The sequence below is a fragment of the Paraglaciecola sp. genome, from assembly GCF_039943935.1.
GTDB lineage: Bacteria > Pseudomonadota > Gammaproteobacteria > Enterobacterales > Alteromonadaceae > Paraglaciecola.
In genome coordinates this window covers 42,701-63,349 of record NZ_JBDUZQ010000019.1, presented here as the reverse complement: position 1 = coordinate 63,349, position 20,649 = coordinate 42,701, and the positions used below count along the sequence as shown (strand labels likewise).

Here is a 20,649-nt window from a genome sequence, read left to right as displayed (position 1 = left end):
AAAGTGAACATCAGGCAAGCTGCACAATTTGATGCGCAAGCGTTAGCTCCTCTTATTCTTGCTTCTGGGCCTGAAACTCTTGCTGCAATCTTAGATATTAATACCGACCTAACCGCTTTAAAGTTTTTAGCTAAAAGTTTAACTGAGCCTGAGGGACAATATGGTTACCTTAATCATTGGGTTGCTGTGGCTAATCTAGAAACGGTAGCTTGTGTATCTAGTTGGCATAACAAACTTAGTGGGGCTTTTCACCAAGCCACTCTTAGTAGTTTATTGGATTTCTATGGGACTCATCATGTCCATAATATTCTTCGAAATAGTTTAATTACCCAAGATTGTATCCCCAAGCCAGCTGCAAATGAATGGTGTGTTGGTCACTTATCTGTGACACCTAAATATCAAGGCCAAGGCTATGGAAAAGCGTTATTAGACTTCGTTGAGAAACAAGCTGTAAATGCCAATAAGACTTTTTTAAGTCTAGATGTGGCGGTTAATAACACCCAAGCTTTAGAGTTTTATGAACGCCAAGGCTTTGTAAAAAGCACTGAGTCAGGTATCACACCAAGAATGCTTAATTTAGGTCTTGGTGCACATTGGCATTTGATAAAGGAACTTAAAGGTTCTTAATCTAACCATTGTCCATCGGGTGTGGCCATAAATAGAGGCTTTGAAAACCAGTAATATCTTGATGGGGATTTTTTACTAGGTGCAGTACAGTTTATTTTATGTCTGCCTGCTGTGTCTATTGGGTTTTGGGTTAGGATAATGTGCTTATCAATTACGCTTTTAGGTAATACCTTATTGTTTTGAAAGCAATTAATCTGATGAGTATTTAGGTCTGTGATGTCTACGTTAAAGGTTATGCTTTTAGGAGAGGCAACAATAACAGAGTCACTAGGAAATACTTGAGAAACAGGCATGGCTAAGCTATTTAGCTTAACCTTGAGTGTTTTTAGGTTGCTATAAATACCCGCCGCAGGGAATCGGGGTAGTGCTGAAAAATCACTATAAGATGCTATAGCTCCGCTATGCTGAGCAAATCCCACATACCCGAGCTCTGCTAACCCTGTTTTTAACCTGTTATTAAATTCACCATAAGGGTAAGCAAAATATTTAAGGCTATAACCCAACTTTTCAGTTAGGTGTTGTTCGGCTTTTTGCACGTCCTCAATTGATCTTTTTAGCCAAGCGTCTTCAGTTTCATTGATTTCACGGGTCAACATATGAGGATGGTGATTACCATGATTCGCAAAGCTAACACCTTGTGAGGCCATTTCTTTTACTTGTTGCCAATCTAATTGATAATGGGCCTTGCCGATCAGTGGTGGGTTCACAAATATGGTGTAAGGAAACTTAAATTCTTGCATGATTGGGTGAGCATTATCATAAATATTCTCGTATCCATCATCAAATGTAATGGCCACTGCCTTATCGGGTAATTGTTGATTGTTTTGTAGACTCTCTACAATTTGCTGAAGTGGCAACACTGTGTGGTGTTTGTGTAAATAACTCATGTGCTCATGAAACGTTTCAGGCGAGACAGAGGTCACGGGTGGTGTTGAGGTACTGACATGGTGATACACCAAAATGACTGCGTTATCATTTGCCCATAACTGTATGCTAAACAAAGTGAATGTTATGCTGATTAAGAATGATCTTATGTCCATAAATGGGCCCGTAACAAAATGGTGTAAAAATTAAAGCACGTATTCTATCAAATTTCTGGCAGCTAAGCCTGCATAAGCAGATTTTGCTTATCGCGTTTCCGATGATCCTCAGTAATATCACCACTCCATTAATGGGGCTAGTAGATACAGCTGTCTTAGGCCACATGCCGGGTAGTCACTTTTTAGCTGGGGCATCAGTAGCGACTCTTTTGATCACACAAACTTACTGGGTGTGTGGTTTTTTGCGAATGACGAGCACTGGTTTGAGCGCGCAGGCGAAAGGCACTGCTAACGTCTCTAAAATAAACCAATCTTTATTTCAAAGTATCTTAATTGGGCTGATATTAGGGGTGGGGATACTTGCATTACAGAACGTGATTTTAAACCTTGGTTTGAGGTTTTCTGAAGCCACTGATTTAGTTAAGCAGGCAATGACAGAGTACTTTAAAGTACGTATTTGGGGAGCGCCTGCAGCGATGTTAAATCTTGCGCTTGTAGGGTGGATGATAGGTCAACAAAAGACTAAGCAAGTATTGGCAATTCAAGTTCTTGGCAACTTAGTCAATGTGACGCTAAGTCTAAGCTTTGTGTTTGTGTTTAGCTGGGGTGTCGAAGGCGTGGCACTGGCAACTGTTATAAGTGAATATACCATCACTGTGGCGAGTTTATGGCTGGCGGGTAAGCAATTACCTAATTTAGAACTGGATAGACATTGGTTAACTTTTTCACAATTGAAGCCCCTGCTCAATTTGAATGGTAATACATTTTTTCGAAATTTAGCATTACAAGCATGTATTGCATTTTTGATTTTTAAAGGGGTAGGGTTCAGTACTACTAATGCTGCTATTAACGCCATTCTTATGCAGTTTTTCACCTTAATTGCCTTGGGATTAGACGGTGTGGCTTTTGCTGCAGAAGCATTAGTCGGTGAACAAAAAGGCCGTGAATCAAGTGAAGGAATAAAGCAAGTCACCTTACATGGCTTGATTTGGTCTAGTTTGTTAGCGGTTGTTTATAGTTTGATTTTTATTATGTTTGGAGAAGAAATTGTTCGGTTACTGACAGACCAAGAACTTCTGCAAACCGCTATCACCGATTACTATTGGTTTATTTTTAGCTTACCCATTATTGCCCATTGGTGCTTTTTCTTTGATGGGATTTTTGTTGGTTTAACCCGAGCGGCAGCTATGCGAAATAGTATGCTATTTTGTGCATTGGTTGTGTACTTTCCGTCCTTTTATATTTTTTATGAGTGGCAAAATCAAGGGTTATGGATTGCTATGTCTTTGTTTTTATTAGCAAGAGGGCTGAGCTTAGGAGGTTACTTTATTTATCTTTATCGTAATGAGTTTCAGAGTGACCAGGTGGTGATTTAAAGCTGGCTGTCATGCGGTGCGCTAGCATACCAAGGTATCCTTTTATAGCATATAGGCAACCGACTGAGAGGATAAACAAACCCGGAATTTGAACGAGGGCATTATATTTTGCCCCCACTAATATCAATATTGCGCCTACACAGAAAATTCCTAAACCCCGCTTAAACTCATTCCAGCTTTTAGTGGGGTTATTAGCTAGCTGTCGTAACCAGTTAATTGGGATTTCCTTTGGTTATGTGTATTTAGTAATATGAGTGTTCGCCAGCTTGATGTTCTGTGGCATCTTTAACTGCGGTCAGCTCACCAGGAAACTGATCAAGCATTTGTTTTTCTATGCCGTCTTTCAACGTAACGTCAACTTGGGCACAACCATTACAGCCGCCGCCAAATTCAAGAATAGCTTCTTTGGCTTCTGTGATTTCAACTAACATAACTTTACCGCCATGACTGGCTAGTTGCGGATTGATTTCTGATTCAATCATGTAAATCACACGTTCGTTTAGTGGTGCGTCACCGTCGACTTTTCTGGCTTTTGCATTAGGTGCTTTAAGGGTAAGTTGTGAGCCCATTTGGTCCGTCACAAAATCGATTTCTGCTTCTTCAAGGAATGGCGCACTTTCTAAATCGACTACTGCATCAAAACCGTTAAACTCTAAAACAGTGTCAGATGCTTCAACTGCATCTGGTGGGCAATACGATACCCCGCATTCTGCACTAGGCGTACCTGGATTGACCACAAATACACGAATATTGGTGTCTGGTTCTTGTTTCTCAAGAAGTTTGCCAAAATGGACTTGAGCTGTATCAGAAATTGTAATCATCGTACAAATACCTTCAAACTATTAATGATAAGAGGATAACAAAATTACTTGACTAAAACACTCGGGTAATAGCATTTCCTTATGTTAATTTTAACTAAAACGTGCGACCCTTTTCTAAAAACTTCTGCTTTTTCATCGGATCGAACGTTATGAATTTTATACTGCGACTTTTCGCGTTTTCCTTTTTAGTTGTTAGTCATTACGGTTTTGCCGTTGCTGATAATGCCTATTTACCCAGTGATACAGAGTATAACCCTAGTGTTACTTCACCCACACATGCCTTGGGAGCCGAAGTAGGTGAGTGGCATGTTCGCCATGACCAGCTTGCTAGTTATATGAAGTTGTTAGCGAGTCAATCTGACCGCGTGAGTATCGTTGAAACTGGCAGAACTCATGAAAATAGACCGTTGTTCTTACTTGCTTTTACATCACCTGAAAATCAGAAAAACCTGACAGAAATTCAATCTCGGCATATAAAAAATTTAGGTTCTTCATCAAATGCGAATGATCCACTTGTTTTATGGATGGGTTATAGCGTTCATGGCAATGAGCCATCTGGAAGTAATGCCGCTTTACTGATCGCCTATTATTTAGCCGCCGGAAAAAATGAAAGAATAGATAACCTATTAAATAATAATATAGTGTTGCTAGACCCTAGCATCAACCCCGATGGGTTATCACGTTTTGCACAATGGGCAAATATGCATAAGGGTAATGCCTTAGTGTCTGATCCTCAGCATCGAGAGCACCAAGAAGCTTGGCCATCGGGAAGAACCAATCATTACTGGTTTGACTTAAATCGAGATTGGTTGTTGCTTACTCACCCTGAATCAAGAGCAAGAATTACCCAGTTTCATCAATGGCGCCCTCACGTACTAACTGATTTTCATGAAATGGGCTCTAACAGCACCTACTTTTTTCAGCCGGGTATCCCATCAAGACAAAATCCGTGGACACCAAGAAAAAACGTAGAGTTAACGGCTAAATTAGGTGATTTTCATGCTGCAGCTTTAGATAAAACTAAACAATTCTATTTTAGCGGGGAGTCTTACGATGATTTTTATTATGGTAAAGGCTCAACTTACCCAGACGCACATGGCAGTATTGGCATTTTGTTTGAACAGGCGAGTAGTCGTGGTCATGTGCAAGATACAGTAAATGGTGAGTTGTCATTTTCTGATACTATTCAAAATCAAGTGACGACGTCTTTATCGACGTTTGAGGGGGCGTTAGCGCATAAGCAAGCTTTGTTAGACTATCAAGTGGAGTTTCTTGAGCAGACAAATGACTTAGTGAAAGATGATGATTTGGCAGGTTACCTATTGCAGGAAAAGCTTGATAATACCCGCCTAAAGAAGATGCTATCAATATTGGCGGCCCATAAAATTGAATATTGGCCACTGGCTAGAAACACCAAAATAGATGACCAAACGTTTGAAGCACAACATAGTTATTTTGTACCTTTAAATCAACCCCAATACCGATTGATTAAATCCTTGTTCTCGACTCGTAAAAGCTTTGATGACAACACTTTTTATGATGTGTCAAATTGGAATTTACCACTGGCATTTAATATTCAATATGCTGAAGTAGAAAGGGTGCCAAGAGTTAACAAACAAAGTGCCATTGCGTCGCAAACTATTTTTCCTGAGTTGCAACCAAGTGCTTATGCCTATGCATTTTCTTGGGATGATTATAATGCCCCTAAATTGCTACAGCGACTACTTGCTAATAGTGTAAACGTTAAAGTGGCGGGTGCGGCCTTTTATGCTAAAACAAACCAAGGTGGCACAAGTTTCTCTGCTGGTGCGATTATTGTGCCTATGGCACTAAAACAACCAGATAATGTAAAGACTATTATTGAAGAGCAAAAAGAGGGTTTAGGAATTTCGGTTCATTCTATTGCATCAGGTTTAACCACTCAGGGTATAGATTTAGGTAGCCGTAAAATGCTCACTCTACGCCAACCTAAAGTCTTGTTAATTGGTGGAAAAGGTACGTCTCAATATGAAGTTGGGGAGATATGGCATTACCTTGACCAGTATGTTGACATGCCAGTGACCATTACAGATGTATACGAACTTGATTCATTTAACTTAGAACCCTATACCCATATGATCTGGGTTCAGGGCGCATATAATAGCCTATCTGACCGAGTAACGTTAAATATTGATACTTGGCTTCGTAAAGGAGGAGTACTGATTGGGCAAAAATCGGCAGCGGCTTGGTTTTCTAACAAAAATTGGCTTCAAGTTGCGGTAAAAAGCAGTAGCGAGGTTAACTCAGCATTCGCAACAGATGATTTAAGTTATAAAGATAAAGATGCTTTATTAGCTAAGCAACGTATTGCTGGTGCGGTGTTTGAAACACAATTAGATTTAAGTCACCCTCTAGCGTTTGGTTATCATTCTAAAACCTTACCTGTTTTTCGCAATAGTACGTTAGTGTTTCGTCATCCACCCAAACCTTTTGTTTCAGTTTCTAGCTACCCGCAAGCGCCGCTTCTGGCAGGTCATACCGCCAAAGAAATACAAAGTCAAATAGGTGGGAGTGCTGCAGTTGTGGCTCACAATGTTGGTAAAGGAAAGGTGATTGCCTTTGCTAATAACATTAATTTCAGAGGTGTTTGGTATGGCACAAGCCGGTTGATGACGAATGCTATTTATATGGCACCCTTTATCGATGCGCAAGGGTGATACAGATGCACCAGATGTCGATTCGCAAATGCGGATAGGCTGTTTTAAGAGCATGGTAGGCGTAGTTCATTGTGGTACCTGTGGTAAGTACGTCATCAAATAATGCTACATGCTGATATTGAAAAAAATCAGGTTTAGTTGCTATTTGAAAAGCATTTTTTAGATTCTGCCGTCGTTTAGCAGCGCTAAGATTCGTTTGTGCTTGGGTCGCTTTGCTGCGGTACATAATTGATGTCGTTATAGGAATATTTGTTTGTTTATTGATTTGTTTAGCCAACTCTATACTTTGGTTATACTTTCGCTGTAAATATCGATTTTTATGAAGTGGAATGGGCAGTATAAGTTGGGGTAAATTCGTTTGCTCTTTTATACAATGCTCAACAAACAAGTTGGCGAGAGCCTTTGCATTAGGTATATAAGCTGAAAATTTCAATCCTGTAAGTAATTTTGAAAGTGGCCACTGATAATCTCCCAAGGCTACTAGGTGGCTGAAATCTACTTTGGTTAATCCCTTTTTCACTTTTGGGTACAGCATTAAATTAAAGTCAAAGTTTGTCAGTTCAAATAACGCTAAGTCTTCTTTACAATAATGACAAATAAGATTGGTAGACGATTGTTTGCATATAAGGCAATGTTGCTCAAATGGTATTAACATACGGTAACCATCCTTGGTTAATATTTTTAGACTTGAGTTCAGATAACCGCTCTAAACCGAGGCTTCAGTTAAGTTCTAAGTAAGTGTAGAAGAAATATGTCGATTAATTTAAATGTGACAAAGGTTGGGCAAGGCCCTAACTTAGTATTTTTACATGGTTGGGGTGTAAACAGTGGTGTATGGCAGCCTTTGATAGACATTCTTGCTAATGAATACTGTATTACTACTATCGACCTTCCTGGATATGGAAAAAATCACCAGGAGCTACCAGAGCCTTATGATATAGGCTCTGTGTCTAAGCTTATCGCGGCTCATTTACCTGCTGATTGTGTGTTAATTGGTTGGTCTTTAGGTGGGTTAATTGCGCAGCAGGTTGCTTATGATTTTCCTGATAAACTCCAGCGGTTGGTTCTAATATGTTCAAGTCCAAAGTTTGCGAAAGATCTAGGTTGGCCTGGTATTGATAAAGATGTACTGATGCTATTTGCACGTCAGTTATCTTTAGATTTCTCGAAAATGTTAGAACGCTTTTTGATGATCCAAGCAATGGGCAGCGAAAATGCTAAGTTTGATGTAAAAACAATTAAGCAAAATGTTCAACAATATCCGAACCCCTCTGAAACCGCATTGCTGGCAGGCTTGAAAATGCTTGAAAACGTCGACTTAAGACAGCAACTTAGTACGCTAGCGATACCCTGCCATTTGTTTTTAGGGCGCTTAGATAGTTTAGTGCCGGCTGCAATATCTGAGCATCTAGCTGAGTGTTGTCCAGGCGTAAATATTGAAGTAATCGCACATGCTTCACATGCTCCTTTTATTTCTGATACAGATGGCTTTACGAAGCAATTAAAAGCGGTCTTACATCGTTAGATATTTGGCGAGCTATAACTGCTTGATATAATCAGGAACCCTTTCATTTAAACTTAGGCTAAGTAAATACTTTAATTAAAGTGCAAAATGATTAATAATTACACGATTAAGGTTGAGTTGTGGGGACGCACCTGTGAATGTAAGTAACAATATTAATTCTGCTATTGTAAGCGGTACATTAGGTATTCAGACTGCGTCTGATAATATCACGCAAAATGCTTATAATTTGGCCAGTCTTTCGGTTCAGACGCCGTCATCTAGTACACCGCAAGAATTTTTAGCAAACGCTACCATTACTCAATTAAGTAGTGTCAAACAGCTATTGCCAGAGACCTCTTCAGGTATTACTTCAGACCTAGTTGGTATGTCTGTCAGTGCTAGTAACGCACAGGCTTCGGCTAACGTTTTAGACGTTGCGAATGGCACTGTGGGTACTCTTCTAGATATATTCGCTTAGTTAGTCTATAAACTTACAATGAATATTATCCCGCCGGTCCCTACCCCTACTATTTTTAGTGCAGGTACAGTTAATACTGAATCTGTTCGTAGAGATAATGCCCAAAGAGAAACAGTTCCAGCTCTAACTTCAGCTGAAAACTCTGCCGCTGAAACAGGCGTGGGCTCTGAAAAAGATAAAGCTAAAACACCCGGCCAAGCACCACAACCTCTTACCTATGAAAAACCTAGCATACAAATTAGTCAGCAGCTAGATAGTCAAACTAGTGCTAATCAAGATAACGCCCGAGATGAAAGCGCGGGTAAAGAAACCGCAGAAGAAAAACAAAAACAGCAAGCAGAACAGCAAGAGGTTGCAGAGCTAAAAGAAAGAGATGCTGAAGTTCGCACTCACGAACAGGCTCATGCTTCTGTTGGTGGTCAGTATGCAGGTTCACCAAAGTATGAATATGAGATAGGCCCAGACGGTCAGCAATATGCGGTAAGTGGTGAGGTGTCTATAGATGTATCTAAAGAGTCCACACCCGAAGAAACTATTCGTAAAGCACAACAAGTAAAAGCAGCAGCTTTAGCGCCAGCAGAGCCTAGCCCTGCAGATTTACGGGTAGCGGCAGAAGCAGCACAGATAGCCTTAGAAGCTCGTACCGAAATAGCCGCAGAAGGTTCTGAGCAAGCACAGGTAGCCTTTAGGCAATCATCATCTGTAGTTGGTAGTGAAAACAGTGTAGCTGATACGCAAGGCCCTGAGTTAGAAGATATTGTTGATGGTATCGATACAGGCACGGCAACACGCTCACTACAAAATAGTACTTTGCTTGCAGATAATGAAAGTGGCCAGCAAACGTTTGATTTTATTGCCGAGCAAGATAATCAAGCGTTACAAAATAGAAGTTTAGAAATGACTCGTAGAGTATCTGTGATTGAAAGCTTCTATCAACAATCTACTACTCCAAAAGAGCAAGGCTTACAGCTTTCGGCTTGATATTCTTGAATAATAAAAAAGCCCTTTAAAAGGGCTTTTTTACGTTTAGGAAGAGTAAATTAATCCGCCTTATTTTTTGGCCTTTGCAAAAGCGTCAGCAAATGCGTTCCCCATCATTTGATTACCCTGCTTGGCAGGTTTAGAGGAGGTATGATTACCACTTGCTCTGTGATTATTTGGCTTAGGCTTATTGGGTTTAGGTTTGTTATTTTGGTTTGGAGTGTCGCCCATGCGCATAGTGAAAGACACTCGTTTACGATCTGCGTCTACTTCCATCACTTTGACTTTAACTATGTCGCCTGCTTTCACAATCTCACGAGGGTCAGAAATAAACTTATCTGTCATCGCGCTAATATGAACCAGCCCATCTTGATGCACGCCAACATCTACAAACGCGCCAAAATTAGCCACGTTACTTACTACGCCTTCTAAAATCATGCCCACTTTTAAATCTTTAAGCGAATGTACATCATCTTTAAAGTTGGCAGTTTTAAACTCAGGACGAGGATCTCGTCCTGGTTTGTCTAGCTCTTTAATAATATCGGTAACTGTGGGTAAACCGAACTTGTCGGTGACAAAGGCTTCGGGTTGTAATTTTTTAAGTACATCTGAATTGCCCACAATATCGTTTACTGCAATTGATGCATGCTCAATTATTGAATTTACCACAGGGTATGCTTCTGGATGCACAGCTGAGGCGTCGAGTGGGTTGTCGCCATCCATAATTCTTAAAAATCCAGCGGCCTGCTCATATGCTTTAGGGCCTAATCGCTCTACTTTTAGTAAGGTTTTTCTGCCGGTAAAGGCCCCGTTTTTATCACGAAACTGCACTATATTATTTGCTAAGGTGCGGTTTAAACCAGATACATGACTAAGTAAGGCACTAGAAGCGGTATTAATATCTACTCCAACGGCGTTTACGCAGTCTTCAATCACGGTATTTAGAGATTTACCTAAGTTGCTTTGACTTACGTCATGTTGGTACTGCCCTACACCAATGGCTTTAGGTTCTATTTTTACAAGCTCTGCTAGTGGATCTTGTAAGCGTCTAGCTATAGATACTGCCCCTCTTAAAGACACATCCATATCTGGCAGTTCGTTTGATGCAAGCTCAGAAGCAGAATAAACTGAGGCCCCAGCTTCGCTTACTACAATTTTACTTACACCAAGATCTGGATGAGCTTTAATCATTTCAGCAACTAACTTATCGGTTTCTCTTGAGCCAGTGCCATTGCCTATACTGATAAGTTGCACTTTATGCTGTTTGCACAAAGTGGCGATAGTGCGCATTGATTTATCCCACTGGTTTTGGGGAACATGGGGGAAAATAGTACTAGTCGCTAATACCTTGCCAGTTGAGTCAACAATGGCTACTTTTACCCCTGTCCGTAAACCTGGATCTAAGCCCATAGTGATCTTAGGCCCAGCGGGTGCAGCCATTAACAGGTCGTTTAAGTTTTTAGCAAATACGTTGATTGCATCTTGCTCGGCTTGCTCTCGCACTGCACCAAACAGTTCATTTTCCATATGCAGTAAAATTTTCACCCGCCAAGTCCACTGGACAACTGAGCCAAGCCATTTATCGGCAGCTCTATTAGCAAATTTTATATTGAAGTGCTCTGCTATGATTTGCTCGCCGTAAGAGCTTCTATCGTTTTCGTCTTTTTCAGGATCGGCATCTAGGCTAACTTGTAGAATGCTTTCGTTTCTACCTCTGAACATGGCTAGTGCTCGATGAGAAGGCACTTTTTTCAATAATTCAGTGTGAGAAAAGTAATCTTTGTACTTGCTACCTTCTTTTTCTTTGCCTGCGACTAGTTGGCTTTTAATATGTGCCTGCTTATTAAGGTATTGGCGAACTTTTTGTAATAGTTGAGCGTCTTCAGCAAAGCGCTCCATTAGAATATATTTAGCGCCATCTAGGGCTGCTTTTGTGTCAGCAACAGTATCTTTATTTACAAAATGATTGGCTTCAATTTCTGGGTCTAACTGTGGATCATTAAATAATTTGTCGGCTAAGGGTTCAAGCCCTGCTTCAATAGCAATTTGTCCTTTAGTGCGACGCTTGGGTTTGAATGGCAGATAAATATCTTCAAGCTCAGTTTTGTTGTCAGCGGCGAGTAAACTCGCCTTTAAAGCAGGTGTCATCTTTTCTTGATCTTGAATCGATTTGATGATGACCTTTCTTCTGTCTTCTAAATCGCGCAAATAGGTTAGGCGTTGTTCTAGCTTTCTTAAATCTGCGTCGTCTAAACCGTTGGTGGCTTCTTTTCTATAGCGTGCGATAAAGGGAACGGTAGAGCCTTCATCTAACAAAGTTACTGCTGCGCTTACTTGTTGTACTTGCACCTGTAACTCTTGTGCGATTTTTTCCAATATCATATTTGATGACCCTAGTTGCCATTCATTTTTATCTAGGCACTTATATAGGGTTTGCATCGGCAAATTACCAGTATTAAACCGATAAAAAGACAATTTTTACTAACTTAGCTGGGCTTGGGAGGTGTTATTACTCTAATTGTTAGATTTATTGGTAAACGCATCTTTATATTCTATAGAATTGATAAACCATTCTTTTGTTCCGGCTGGAGTGTTAACTTCAAAGATATCGTCTACCGATTTTTTAAGTAATGCTCTAGCCATGGGGGAGTCAATGGATATCGCATTTTTCTCTTCACCATATATTTCTTCTGGCCCAACTATACGGAAAAACATAGTTTCGCCCACGTCGTTTTCGATTTCTACCCAAGCGCCAAAAAACACCTTGCCATCTTGTTGAGGTGAATGATGCACCACCTGCAATTCAGGAAGTAATTTTCGAAGAAAGCGAACTCGTCTATCTATTTGCCGTAATAAACGCTTATTGTATTGGTAATCAGCATTTTCTGAACGGTCGCCTAGGCTGGCAGCCCATGTTACAACCTTAGTTATTTCTGGGCGCTGTTTAGTCCACAAATACTCATGCTCATCATGGAGTTTCTTGTAGCCTTCTGGCGTAATTAATTTTGTTTTCAATATAGTGGTGTTTACGTTAATTGAATTATTGCTAGTGATTCTCTAACGGTTTTGCCATGGCTTCAAGAGGTATCGAGCAGTAGCTTCAAACTGTTAACAATATCCCTAGTTAATATTTTAAAATTTGTAATATTAAGTTGTCATAAGTACTACTTTATTAGCACAATTTATTACAAGAAATGTTGTCATTAAAATTGGTATTAATGGATTGCTCGACTAATCTTTAGAGTAACAAATAGGGGTGGTGAGCAAGTAAATGGTTAAGCTGCCACATGTAGCCAACTCCAACTTGAGGTAAAGTCAGTTATATCTAAAAGATTAGTTTTACAACAGACAAATAGTTGTTTTGATTCACCCGGTTTACTCGGGATTAAATGTCCATTTAAGGGCAATAGTACTGAAGGAATAAGGTTCAGCAAGGAGACTAGCTGATATATCATTGTGATAGTAGTAAGCCGAACATGGCAACATGTTCGGCTTTTTTATTAGGTGCGCATTAGGTTAACCGGCTGGAGTAATTTCTAATAATTCCACTTCAAATATTAAGGTTGAATTACCCGGTATTTTACCAGTACTACGAGCACCATATGCCAACTCTGAAGGTACATAAAACTTAAATTTTGCCCCTTCTTTCATTAGCTGCACCCCTTCAGTCCAGCCTTTGATTACACGGTTTAAAGGAAAACTAGCGGGTTTATTTCGCGCATAAGATGAGTCGAATTCAGTACCGTTAAGTAAAGTACCTTTATATTGGACTTTAACAGTATCAGAGACGAGAGGTGAGCGACCTTCACCTTGCCTAAGTATCTCATACTGCAGTCCAGATTCTGTTTGAATAACCCCAGCACGTTCAGCATTCTCTGTTAGAAAGGCTAGCCCCGCGGTTTTGTTCTCTGCTGTTTGTTTTGCCCTAATCGCTTTGTTTTTCTCTCTCACTTGAGCATCGATTAATTGGTTTAGTGATTTTACTTCTTTATCAGGTAACTGAGATTTACCCTGCATGCCAGCAATAAAACCTTGCACAAGTAATACATGGTCTAGCTCAATTTCTACTGCTTTTTGTTTATTAATCTTATCCTCTACAATATGACCAATGCTGGCACCTAGTGCGTAAGAGCGTTTTTCCAGATCTGACTCAAGGGGAAGCATTTCAACTTCTAACGGATCTCTGGGTGGTTTGGACTGTGGCTGACACGCACTCAAGATGACAAAAGATAGCGTTAGCAGGGTGAAAATAGACTTTTTCATTATAATTCTCGCAAATGTGAATGATTCGCTTAGGTCATGAGCATATACTATGTGCCTCACTAAAAAAGAGAAATCCATTGAAGAAACTCCTTCCCAACCCAAGTGTTATGTTTGTCGTCATTATGTTGTTCATACTGGGTTGCAGTGGGACAAATGATACTCCTGTAAGTTCAGTTAGCCATGCTTCTGGCGGGTCTCATGCTGCCAACATTTCACCTGATAGCAGCCTTGCTGTGGTTTCGAGTATTGATAACGGCATTACCGTTTGGGATTTAACAAACAATAGCCAAAAATATGTGTGGCGTCATCAAGACGACGGTAATAATTCAGTGACCAATATTCATATTGCTTATGATAACTCTTATGTAGTGACTTCAGATAGAGAAGCCTTTGCTTTATGGAATATGGAAATTGGTGAGCCAGAAGGTTTTTGGCGAATTGATGAAGCCAGTATTCGAGACATTGCGGTGTCTAATCAAGGCCGAGGTGTTTTAGTGGGGCGGGGTAATGGAAAGGTTATGTTTTTTGAGCCAAAAACCGGTCGCAGGCTAGAATTTTTAGGTCATCAAGAAAAAATCAACAGTGTAGATATTTCACCTAATGGCTTTTATGCGTTAACTGGCGGTAATGATTATGTCGCTTACTTATGGGATACCCGTACCGCACAAGTTATTCATAAATTTGAGCATTCTAGCCGTGTAACTGAAGTCGCACTTGATGACGAAGGTCGCTATGCTTTTACGGCAGATAGCAAGCGAGCAGCCAGAATTTGGGACTTATCAACCGGAGAAGAGGTCAGCAGCTTAAAATACTTAGCGAGACAAAGAATATTCACCACTGTGATTTTTTCAGCAGATGGAAAATACCTATTAACAGGGTCTCCATCCAGAAGAATTAATCGTTGGGATGTAAAAACAGGGGAAGAATTAAATGAATGGCGCGTTACCCCCAGAGAAGGCAGCAAGCCTGCATCAGCAGTGGTGCACAGCGTTGGTTTTCTCAATGCGACTGAGATTATCTCCGAAAGCAGTAATGGCAAATTAGAAAAGTGGAATACGGAAAATTAATGAGTATATTAGAAGCAGATATAGAACAATTACAAATGAAAGTGGCGTTTCAAGAAGACACCATAGAAAGCTTAAACCAAGCGTTAATTGAGCAGCAAAAACAAATAGACTCCCTGCAGTTTGCCTTCAAACGCCTAGACTCAAAAGTCAGTGCCATAGAGCCAAGCAATATGGCGTCAGAAAAAGAAGAAGCGCCACCTCCTCATTATTAACCCCCCCAATTTTGGCCAGTAAATAGAGTTTTTGTTGAAGTAGTGAGGAGTGTCAAAGTGGTAACCTGTTATCTCAGATATGTAATTGATCCAGAAAAATTAACTGAATTCGAAAAATACGCGAAAATGTGGATCCCATTAGTGAATAAGTTTGGTGGCATTCATAATGGGTATTTCTTACCTTCAGAAGGGGCGAACAACATAGCTTTAGCTCTGTTTACCTTCCCTAGTTTGGCTGCTTACGAGCAATATCGTAACGATTCATTTGCAGATGCAGATTGCATGACGGCATTTCAATATGCAAAAGACACTAGGTGCATTATTAGCTATGAACGTAGTTTTTTCAGGCCGGTTTTTGAGTAGTACTATAAAACAAAGTACCAGTCTGGCTGTTAACTTTACTAAAAACGATATTATATGAATCATAATAACGGAGTTTTTTCGTTTCAATCTAAAAATTAAGGAGTCAGAGTGGATATAAATAACCTCATCACTTTTATTGCAGTGGCGTCACTATTGGTGATATCTCCGGGGCCTAATGGCTTTTTAATCGCTAAAACCGTCCCATTATTTGGGCAAAAAGCAGGGTTTGCCAATGCAGCAGGATTTGTAGGAGCTTTATATATTCATGGAACGCTTTCTATATTCGGCATATCTATTTTACTTGTGCAGTCGGGAACCGCCTTTTTTATCTTTAAAATGCTCGGGGCGGCATATCTAGTATGGATTGGTATTAAAGCGATAAAAAGTGCATTTAGCCAAACACACACAGTGCCCGTTGAGGAACCCCAAGACATTCCAAAAAGTAGTTCTATTCACAATGCGTTTCTTGAAGGGCTGCTCACAAATACCCTTAACCCCAAAGTGTCTATGTTTTACTTAGCTGCCTTTCCTCAGTTTATCTCTCATGGTGACAGTGCCTTAAATGCGTACGTGCTTGTGTCGGCCCATGCCATCGTTAATTTCATATGGTTTTCGACTATGGTCATGGCGCTGGCTCGTGTTAAAAATGTTGCTAACAGTACACGATTTAAAACTTGGTTAAATTCAATCACTGGTGTGGTATTCATAGGCTTTGGTGCAAAATTAGCCTTGCTGAAAAGTAACTAACGAAACAGCTTTTAGCCTGCTGACTTTATTTTTAGGGTTGTAATTTTGGTATTGTTTTTCTATTGGCTAAAACCTTTAACTAATTACGCGTTTGCTACCCTATTTGTTGTAGCATGATCTCTATATTGTCTTGCTGGTTACTACCTTATGAATATTACCCCGTCAGAGCGTTTACATTATAAATTGATGACTAAAGCCGATGCTGAGCTTTTATTTCAGCTTGACCAAGATCCAGAGGTAATGCGCTTTATTAATGGCGGTAAGCCTTCTTCGATGCAGACCATAGACGAGGTGTTTATCCCGCGAATGGAAAGCTATGCCAATGTTCAAAAAGGCTGGGGTTTATGGCAAATCAATATCAGTGCAACCAATGAGTTTATCGGGTGGATATTAGTGCGGCCCATGCAGTTTTTTTCTGATGCTCCAGAGTTTGATAATTTAGAACTAGGCTGGCGGTTTTTGCAATCATCTTGGGGTAAGGGTTATGCCACAGAAGCGGCACTGCATATTAAAAATACCTTAGCTAAAAACAAGGATATTACGCACTTTTCTGCCATTGCCGATGAAGACAACTTTGGCTCGGTTGGGGTAATGAAAAAAATAGGTATGACTTACGTTAAACGCTACCTGCACCAAGACCCGTTATTTGAGTGCGAAGTTGTTTACTATCAAGTAAACAACTGAGCCTGTTAGAATTGAGTTAAGGGGCTTCTTTTAACACGGTTAATCACTGTGAGTAAAAGCGAAGGTTGTTAAAACGTGCTTAATTTTGCTGTATGGCGATGCGGCCTGCTTTAACGGCTTGTTTGACTAGTTTGACTTCGGGAGCGAGTTTAAATAAATCGCCATTTAGACCTGTTAGGCAACGAGGTACATGGCTTTGGCTAGCAATATCGGCATTGGCTTTTAAGTGCTGTGCTTCGCCATGTGTAGGAACGGCTATGTCGGGGCGTACCCAATTGTACATTTGCTTGAGCTCTTCTTGGCATGGGTGCCCAGATGCATGAATTGGCAAAGGGGAGTCTTCGGCAGTTAAGGTGTGAATTTTTCGGGCTTTAAACGCTTTCAGTAGGGTTTCGATGGGCTTTTCGTTACCTGGGATAACAATAGAGCTAAATACAACTAAGTCGCCTTCATCTAACGACACGTCTCGGTATGTGTCTTTTGCCAACTGGTTTAATGCGGCTCGTGGCTCACCTTGGCTACCGGTTGCCACTGCAAGCACTTCTTCGGGTAGTAAGTACCCAGTGTTGAACGCGTCTAGTACAGGTAAATCGTCTGGCCAGTGCCCCGTTGCTTTAGCTGCGCCTACAGTGTTTTGTAATGAGCGACCCAAAAGGGAAAAGTAGCGCCCTGTTTCTTTAGCTATTCTGGCTAAAATAATCAGCCGTGCAATATTACTACTAAAACACCCCACCACCACACGACCCGTTGCCTTGTCTATGGCTTGTTTTAAGCCTTGGTAGCAGGCTTGCTCAGACACCGAATGCCCTGCCTTAGTAGCATTGGTTGAGTCACACACCATGGCTAATATATTTTGTTTAGCTAATGACTTAAATGGATGGGCGTTAAAGGGTTTATCTGTAACTGGGGCTAAGTCTATTTTCCAGTCGGCAGTGTGAAACACATTGCCTGCCTCGGTTCTTATTACAAATGCATGGGGCTCGGGCAGTGAATGGGTAATCAGCATCCACTCTAAGTTAAAAGGGCCAATATCAATGCGCTGACCGCTGTCTATTTCTATAATAGGTATGTTGTCGCCTAGGCCGCCTCTTGATAACTTACGGCGCAGTATTTCAGCCGTGTATTTAGTGGTGTATACCGGGCATTTAAAACGTCGCCATAAATAAGGTAATGCCCCTAGGTGATCTTCGTGAGCATGGGTAATGACTATTCCGGCGAGGTCTTCTTTACGCTGGCTAATGAATGCAGGGTCAGCCGCTACTACATCATGCTTATGTTGGCCCGGTAAGTGGGCCTGGGCCTCTGGGCACAATGGGCTATTAAAGGTAATACCGCAATCTAACATTAACCACTGCCCAGCATGGCCGTATAGGTTCATGTTCATGCCTATTTCGCCTGTGCCGCCTAAAGGCAGAAACCACAGGTCTTTAGCGCTGGGAATGAGAGGTTGAATACTTAACTCCGAAAACTAAAATTGACACCACCGTAGCGGGCGCTTTATGGTTTATTCTGGCTTAAAGACACCAATGACACTTTCGCTGGTACGCGTGGCTTGGGTAACACTTTTTTCAGTTTGAGATTCTGAATAACCACATTGTACACATTCTAGTTTTTCTACATTATTTTCAAAATACAGCATGATAGTGTCTAAGGCTCGGCACTTGGGGCAAGTGGCTCCGGCCACAAAGCGTTTTTTTGTTTTGTTAACCATTGATTTTAACCATATTAGGGATTTTTTCGTGTTGTCATCTTGCTATGATACTCGCAATTAAAATGTAGTGTTATCTCTTGTTTTGACAAAGCTCACATATATTTACGAGCAAAGTAAGCACAAGGACCAATCTTAAACAGGTTTTCATGATTCAATTTTCTGATGTTTCTTTAATGCGTGGCAGCAAAGTGTTGCTACAAGACGCAAATGCTGTGGTGTATCCGGGCCACAAAGCAGGCCTTATTGGGGCCAATGGCTGCGGCAAATCTACCTTATTTGCGTTGATTAAAGGTGAGTTACATACCGAGCAAGGTGATTTTAATATTCCCAAAGATTGGCAGATTGTATCTGTAGCCCAAGAAACCCCAGCTGTTGAACGCTCAGCGCTCGATTATGTAATAGACGGAGACAAACAATACAGGCGATTACAAGCCCAACTGGCTGACGCAGAACAAAGCCATGATGGCGAAAAAATTGCCATCTTACATGGTTTACTCGAACAAGCTGGTGGCTACGATATAGACTCTCGGGCAGCCACTATAATGGCAGGCCTAGGCTTTGCTAACACCGCCATGAAAAATCCAGTCTCAGCGTTTTCGGGTGGCTGGCGTATGCGCTTAAACTTAGCCCAAGCCTTGTTGTGTCATTCTGACTTATTGTTATTAGATGAGCCCACTAACCACTTAGATTTAGACGCGGTTATATGGTTAGAAAAATGGCTACAAAGATATACAGGCACCTTAATGTTGATATCTCACGATAAGTCTTTTTTAGATAGCACAGTTAACGAGATTATCAGCGTAGAGCAGCAACAACTCATTAGTTACACGGGTAACTATGATGCTTACGAAAAACAAAAGGCTGAGCGCTTGCGCCTACAAAGCTTGCAGTATTCAAAGCAACAAGACCAAATTGCTCATTTAGAGTCGTTTATTAATCGCTTTGGTGCCAAAGCCAGTAAGGCCAAACAGGCTCAAAGCCGCGTAAAACAATTAGCCAAAATGGAAGCTATTGCTCCAGTGATGGCGGCATCTGAATTTAGCTTTGCTTTTTTTACTCCTCCTAAATTACCTAACCCTTTGGTGAAAATAGAACAGGTAAAAGTAGGGTACGACAGCACCATCATTTTAGAAAAACTTCACCTAAATCTAGTGCCCGGCAGCCGCATTGGGCTACTAGGTAAAAATGGAGCGGGTAAATCTACCCTTATCAAATTACTCGCCGGCGAAAAGTCACCCATGGAAGGTATTTACGAAACCTCCGCAGGGCTGCGAATTGGGTATTTTGCACAGCATCAATTAGAGTTTTTACGGGGTGACGATACTGCCCTTGCCCATATGCAAAGGCTAGACAACAAAGCCACAGAGCAAAGCTTACGGGATTATCTAGGGGGCTTTGGCTTTAGGGGCGACAACGCATTAAGTAAAGTCGCGCCTATGTCTGGGGGTGAAAAAGCAAGGTTAGTATTAGCCATTACCGTGTACCAAAAACCTAACCTGTTACTGCTTGATGAACCTACCAACCATTTAGATTTAGAAATGCGCCACGCTTTAAACATGGCATTACAAGGCTTTGAAGGCGCCATGGTACTGGTATCTCACGACAGGTTTTTATTAACCTCTGTGTGTGACGACTTTTATCTAGTAGACAGCGGCCAAGTGCAACCCTTTAATGGTGACCTAGACGACTACAAAGACTGGATTTTAAAAGGTGATAAAACTAAAGACAGTAGCGATGAAAAGCCCGCCGCAAAAGTCGATCGTAAAAATATAAAGCGCCTAGAAGCAGAGTTTAGACAAGCCACTAAACCAATACGCAAAACCATAGAAAAACATGAAAAAACCATGGCAGACGCCCAGAAAAAGCTCGCCACACTCGAAGAACAGCTAAGCGATACCGAACTGTATAACGCAGACAACAAAGAGCAACTTAAACAAGTTCTTGCTGACCAAGCCAAGCAAAAATCAACCCTAGAAGATGCCGAAATGGAATGGCTTGACTTACAAGAACAGCTTGAGCAAAAGCAACAAGACTTCGATGCAAGCATGGCCGAATAACTTGGCAAGCTATTAGTCATAA

20 protein-coding genes are annotated in these 20,649 nt (G+C 40.9%); 12 read left to right on the top strand and 8 right to left on the bottom strand.

The features are described from left to right. Nucleotides 1–3 precede the first annotated feature (3 nt). Complete coding sequence (locus tag ABJD71_RS10315) at nucleotides 4–627, top strand: GNAT family N-acetyltransferase (protein ID WP_348168431.1); 624 nt, start codon at nucleotides 4–6, stop codon at nucleotides 625–627. On the opposite strand, the gene ABJD71_RS10310 is transcribed toward ABJD71_RS10315, so the two are convergent. After that, the gene (locus tag ABJD71_RS10310; protein ID WP_348168428.1) at nucleotides 624–1,667 is read right to left on the bottom strand and encodes a polysaccharide deacetylase family protein; all 1,044 of its coding nucleotides are present in this window, start codon (nucleotides 1,665–1,667) and stop codon (nucleotides 624–626) included. The genes ABJD71_RS10315 and ABJD71_RS10310 overlap by 4 nt on opposite strands. Before the next feature lie 101 nt (nucleotides 1,668–1,768). On the opposite strand from ABJD71_RS10310, the gene ABJD71_RS10305 reads away from it, so the two are divergent. Then, nucleotides 1,769–3,043 carry an MATE family efflux transporter gene (locus ABJD71_RS10305; RefSeq protein ID WP_348168425.1) on the top strand — a complete coding sequence of 425 codons (1,275 nt, stop codon included), beginning with the start codon at nucleotides 1,769–1,771 and terminating at the stop codon, nucleotides 3,041–3,043. A gap of 242 nt (nucleotides 3,044–3,285) precedes the next feature. On the opposite strand, the gene nfuA is transcribed toward ABJD71_RS10305, so the two are convergent. Further along, nucleotides 3,286–3,864, bottom strand: coding sequence for a Fe-S biogenesis protein NfuA (nfuA, locus tag ABJD71_RS10300; protein WP_348168422.1), 579 nt, complete (start codon nucleotides 3,862–3,864; stop codon nucleotides 3,286–3,288). 149 nt (nucleotides 3,865–4,013) lie between these two features. On the opposite strand from nfuA, the gene ABJD71_RS10295 reads away from it, so the two are divergent. Then, nucleotides 4,014–6,560 (top strand): M14 family zinc carboxypeptidase, encoded by a 2,547-nt coding sequence (locus tag ABJD71_RS10295; protein ID WP_348168419.1) that lies wholly within the window; start codon nucleotides 4,014–4,016, stop codon nucleotides 6,558–6,560. Here the strand turns inward: ABJD71_RS10295 and ABJD71_RS10290 are convergent. Continuing rightward, nucleotides 6,541–7,215, bottom strand: a complete 675-nt coding sequence (locus tag ABJD71_RS10290; protein WP_348168417.1) for a ComF family protein — start codon at nucleotides 7,213–7,215, stop codon at nucleotides 6,541–6,543. The two genes, ABJD71_RS10295 and ABJD71_RS10290, sit on opposite strands and share 20 nt — an antisense overlap. Nucleotides 7,216–7,311: 96 nt before the next feature. Here ABJD71_RS10290 and bioH point away from each other — a divergent pair, with 96 nt between their 5' ends. The 3 genes from bioH to ABJD71_RS10275 all read left to right on the top strand — a co-directional run bounded on the left by bioH (nucleotide 7,312) and on the right by ABJD71_RS10275 (nucleotide 9,523). Next, the gene (gene bioH / locus ABJD71_RS10285) at nucleotides 7,312–8,085 is read left to right on the top strand and encodes a pimeloyl-ACP methyl ester esterase BioH (RefSeq protein WP_348168414.1); all 774 of its coding nucleotides are present in this window, start codon (nucleotides 7,312–7,314) and stop codon (nucleotides 8,083–8,085) included. Between the two features lie 133 nt (nucleotides 8,086–8,218). Beyond that, nucleotides 8,219–8,542: a hypothetical protein gene (locus tag ABJD71_RS10280; RefSeq protein ID WP_348168411.1), complete on the top strand. Its 324-nt coding sequence runs from the start codon at nucleotides 8,219–8,221 to the stop codon at nucleotides 8,540–8,542. Between the two features lie 18 nt (nucleotides 8,543–8,560). Beyond that, a complete protein-coding gene (locus tag ABJD71_RS10275) occupies nucleotides 8,561–9,523 on the top strand; it encodes a putative metalloprotease CJM1_0395 family protein (RefSeq protein ID WP_348168408.1) in 963 nt (320 codons plus the stop codon). A gap of 69 nt (nucleotides 9,524–9,592) precedes the next feature. Here the strand turns inward: ABJD71_RS10275 and ABJD71_RS10270 are convergent, their stop codons facing one another. The 3 genes from ABJD71_RS10270 to ABJD71_RS10260 all read right to left on the bottom strand — a co-directional run bounded on the left by ABJD71_RS10270 (nucleotide 9,593) and on the right by ABJD71_RS10260 (nucleotide 13,786). Then, nucleotides 9,593–11,905 (bottom strand): Tex family protein, encoded by a 2,313-nt coding sequence (locus ABJD71_RS10270; protein WP_348168509.1) that lies wholly within the window; start codon nucleotides 11,903–11,905, stop codon nucleotides 9,593–9,595. Nucleotides 11,906–12,037: 132 nt separating this feature from the next. Next, complete coding sequence (greB, locus tag ABJD71_RS10265) at nucleotides 12,038–12,538, bottom strand: transcription elongation factor GreB (RefSeq protein WP_348168405.1); 501 nt, start codon at nucleotides 12,536–12,538, stop codon at nucleotides 12,038–12,040. Between the two features lie 501 nt (nucleotides 12,539–13,039). Beyond that, nucleotides 13,040–13,786 (bottom strand): FKBP-type peptidyl-prolyl cis-trans isomerase, encoded by a 747-nt coding sequence (locus ABJD71_RS10260; protein ID WP_348168402.1) that lies wholly within the window; start codon nucleotides 13,784–13,786, stop codon nucleotides 13,040–13,042. A 107-nt stretch (nucleotides 13,787–13,893) separates the two neighbouring features. Here ABJD71_RS10260 and ABJD71_RS10255 point away from each other — a divergent pair, with 107 nt between their 5' ends. From ABJD71_RS10255 to ABJD71_RS10235, 5 genes are all read left to right on the top strand, one after another. After that, a complete protein-coding gene (locus ABJD71_RS10255) occupies nucleotides 13,894–14,853 on the top strand; it encodes a hypothetical protein (RefSeq protein ID WP_348168506.1) in 960 nt (319 codons plus the stop codon). Beyond that, on the top strand, nucleotides 14,853–15,065 hold the full coding sequence (locus tag ABJD71_RS10250; RefSeq protein ID WP_348168399.1) for a SlyX family protein: 213 nt from the start codon (nucleotides 14,853–14,855) through the stop codon (nucleotides 15,063–15,065). The genes ABJD71_RS10255 and ABJD71_RS10250 overlap by 1 nt, the downstream gene beginning before the upstream one ends. A 57-nt stretch (nucleotides 15,066–15,122) precedes the next feature. Then, nucleotides 15,123–15,428, top strand: a complete 306-nt coding sequence (locus tag ABJD71_RS10245; protein ID WP_348168396.1) for an NIPSNAP family protein — start codon at nucleotides 15,123–15,125, stop codon at nucleotides 15,426–15,428. Nucleotides 15,429–15,536: 108 nt separating this feature from the next. Beyond that, nucleotides 15,537–16,175: a LysE family translocator gene (locus ABJD71_RS10240; protein WP_348168393.1), complete on the top strand. Its 639-nt coding sequence runs from the start codon at nucleotides 15,537–15,539 to the stop codon at nucleotides 16,173–16,175. A 147-nt stretch (nucleotides 16,176–16,322) separates the two neighbouring features. Next, on the top strand, nucleotides 16,323–16,859 hold the full coding sequence (locus ABJD71_RS10235; protein WP_348168390.1) for a GNAT family N-acetyltransferase: 537 nt from the start codon (nucleotides 16,323–16,325) through the stop codon (nucleotides 16,857–16,859). A gap of 79 nt (nucleotides 16,860–16,938) precedes the next feature. Here ABJD71_RS10235 and ABJD71_RS10230 read toward each other — a convergent pair whose 3' ends face one another. After that, entirely contained in the window at nucleotides 16,939–18,237 is a 1,299-nt protein-coding gene (locus tag ABJD71_RS10230) for a ribonuclease J (RefSeq protein WP_348168503.1), read from the bottom strand. Between the two features lie 126 nt (nucleotides 18,238–18,363). After that, the gene (locus ABJD71_RS10225; protein WP_348110850.1) at nucleotides 18,364–18,570 is read right to left on the bottom strand and encodes a YheV family putative zinc ribbon protein; all 207 of its coding nucleotides are present in this window, start codon (nucleotides 18,568–18,570) and stop codon (nucleotides 18,364–18,366) included. A gap of 146 nt (nucleotides 18,571–18,716) precedes the next feature. Here ABJD71_RS10225 and ABJD71_RS10220 point away from each other — a divergent pair, with 146 nt between their 5' ends. Next, nucleotides 18,717–20,627 carry an ATP-binding cassette domain-containing protein gene (locus tag ABJD71_RS10220; RefSeq protein WP_348168387.1) on the top strand — a complete coding sequence of 637 codons (1,911 nt, stop codon included), beginning with the start codon at nucleotides 18,717–18,719 and terminating at the stop codon, nucleotides 20,625–20,627. The last annotated feature ends 22 nt before the right edge of the window (nucleotides 20,628–20,649 follow it).

What these genes read in the sequence shown, in the direction of transcription:
- ABJD71_RS10310 (WP_348168428.1), bottom strand. Translation starts at nt 1,667, where the DNA reads ATGGACATAAGATCATTCTTAATCAGCATAACATTCACTTTGTTTAGC.
- ABJD71_RS10305 (WP_348168425.1), top strand. Translation starts at nt 1,769, where the DNA reads ATGATCCTCAGTAATATCACCACTCCATTAATGGGGCTAGTAGATACA.
- nfuA (WP_348168422.1), bottom strand. Translation starts at nt 3,864, where the DNA reads ATGATTACAATTTCTGATACAGCTCAAGTCCATTTTGGCAAACTTCTT.
- ABJD71_RS10295 (WP_348168419.1), top strand. Translation starts at nt 4,014, where the DNA reads ATGAATTTTATACTGCGACTTTTCGCGTTTTCCTTTTTAGTTGTTAGT.
- ABJD71_RS10290 (WP_348168417.1), bottom strand. Translation starts at nt 7,215, where the DNA reads ATGTTAATACCATTTGAGCAACATTGCCTTATATGCAAACAATCGTCT.
- bioH (WP_348168414.1), top strand. Translation starts at nt 7,312, where the DNA reads ATGTCGATTAATTTAAATGTGACAAAGGTTGGGCAAGGCCCTAACTTA.
- ABJD71_RS10275 (WP_348168408.1), top strand. Translation starts at nt 8,561, where the DNA reads ATGAATATTATCCCGCCGGTCCCTACCCCTACTATTTTTAGTGCAGGT.
- ABJD71_RS10270 (WP_348168509.1), bottom strand. Translation starts at nt 11,905, where the DNA reads ATGATATTGGAAAAAATCGCACAAGAGTTACAGGTGCAAGTACAACAA.
- ABJD71_RS10260 (WP_348168402.1), bottom strand. Translation starts at nt 13,786, where the DNA reads ATGAAAAAGTCTATTTTCACCCTGCTAACGCTATCTTTTGTCATCTTG.
- ABJD71_RS10255 (WP_348168506.1), top strand. Translation starts at nt 13,894, where the DNA reads ATGTTTGTCGTCATTATGTTGTTCATACTGGGTTGCAGTGGGACAAAT.
- ABJD71_RS10250 (WP_348168399.1), top strand. Translation starts at nt 14,853, where the DNA reads ATGAGTATATTAGAAGCAGATATAGAACAATTACAAATGAAAGTGGCG.
- ABJD71_RS10235 (WP_348168390.1), top strand. Translation starts at nt 16,323, where the DNA reads ATGAATATTACCCCGTCAGAGCGTTTACATTATAAATTGATGACTAAA.
- ABJD71_RS10230 (WP_348168503.1), bottom strand. Translation starts at nt 18,237, where the DNA reads ATGAACCTATACGGCCATGCTGGGCAGTGGTTAATGTTAGATTGCGGT.
- ABJD71_RS10225 (WP_348110850.1), bottom strand. Translation starts at nt 18,570, where the DNA reads ATGGTTAACAAAACAAAAAAACGCTTTGTGGCCGGAGCCACTTGCCCC.
- ABJD71_RS10220 (WP_348168387.1), top strand. Translation starts at nt 18,717, where the DNA reads ATGATTCAATTTTCTGATGTTTCTTTAATGCGTGGCAGCAAAGTGTTG.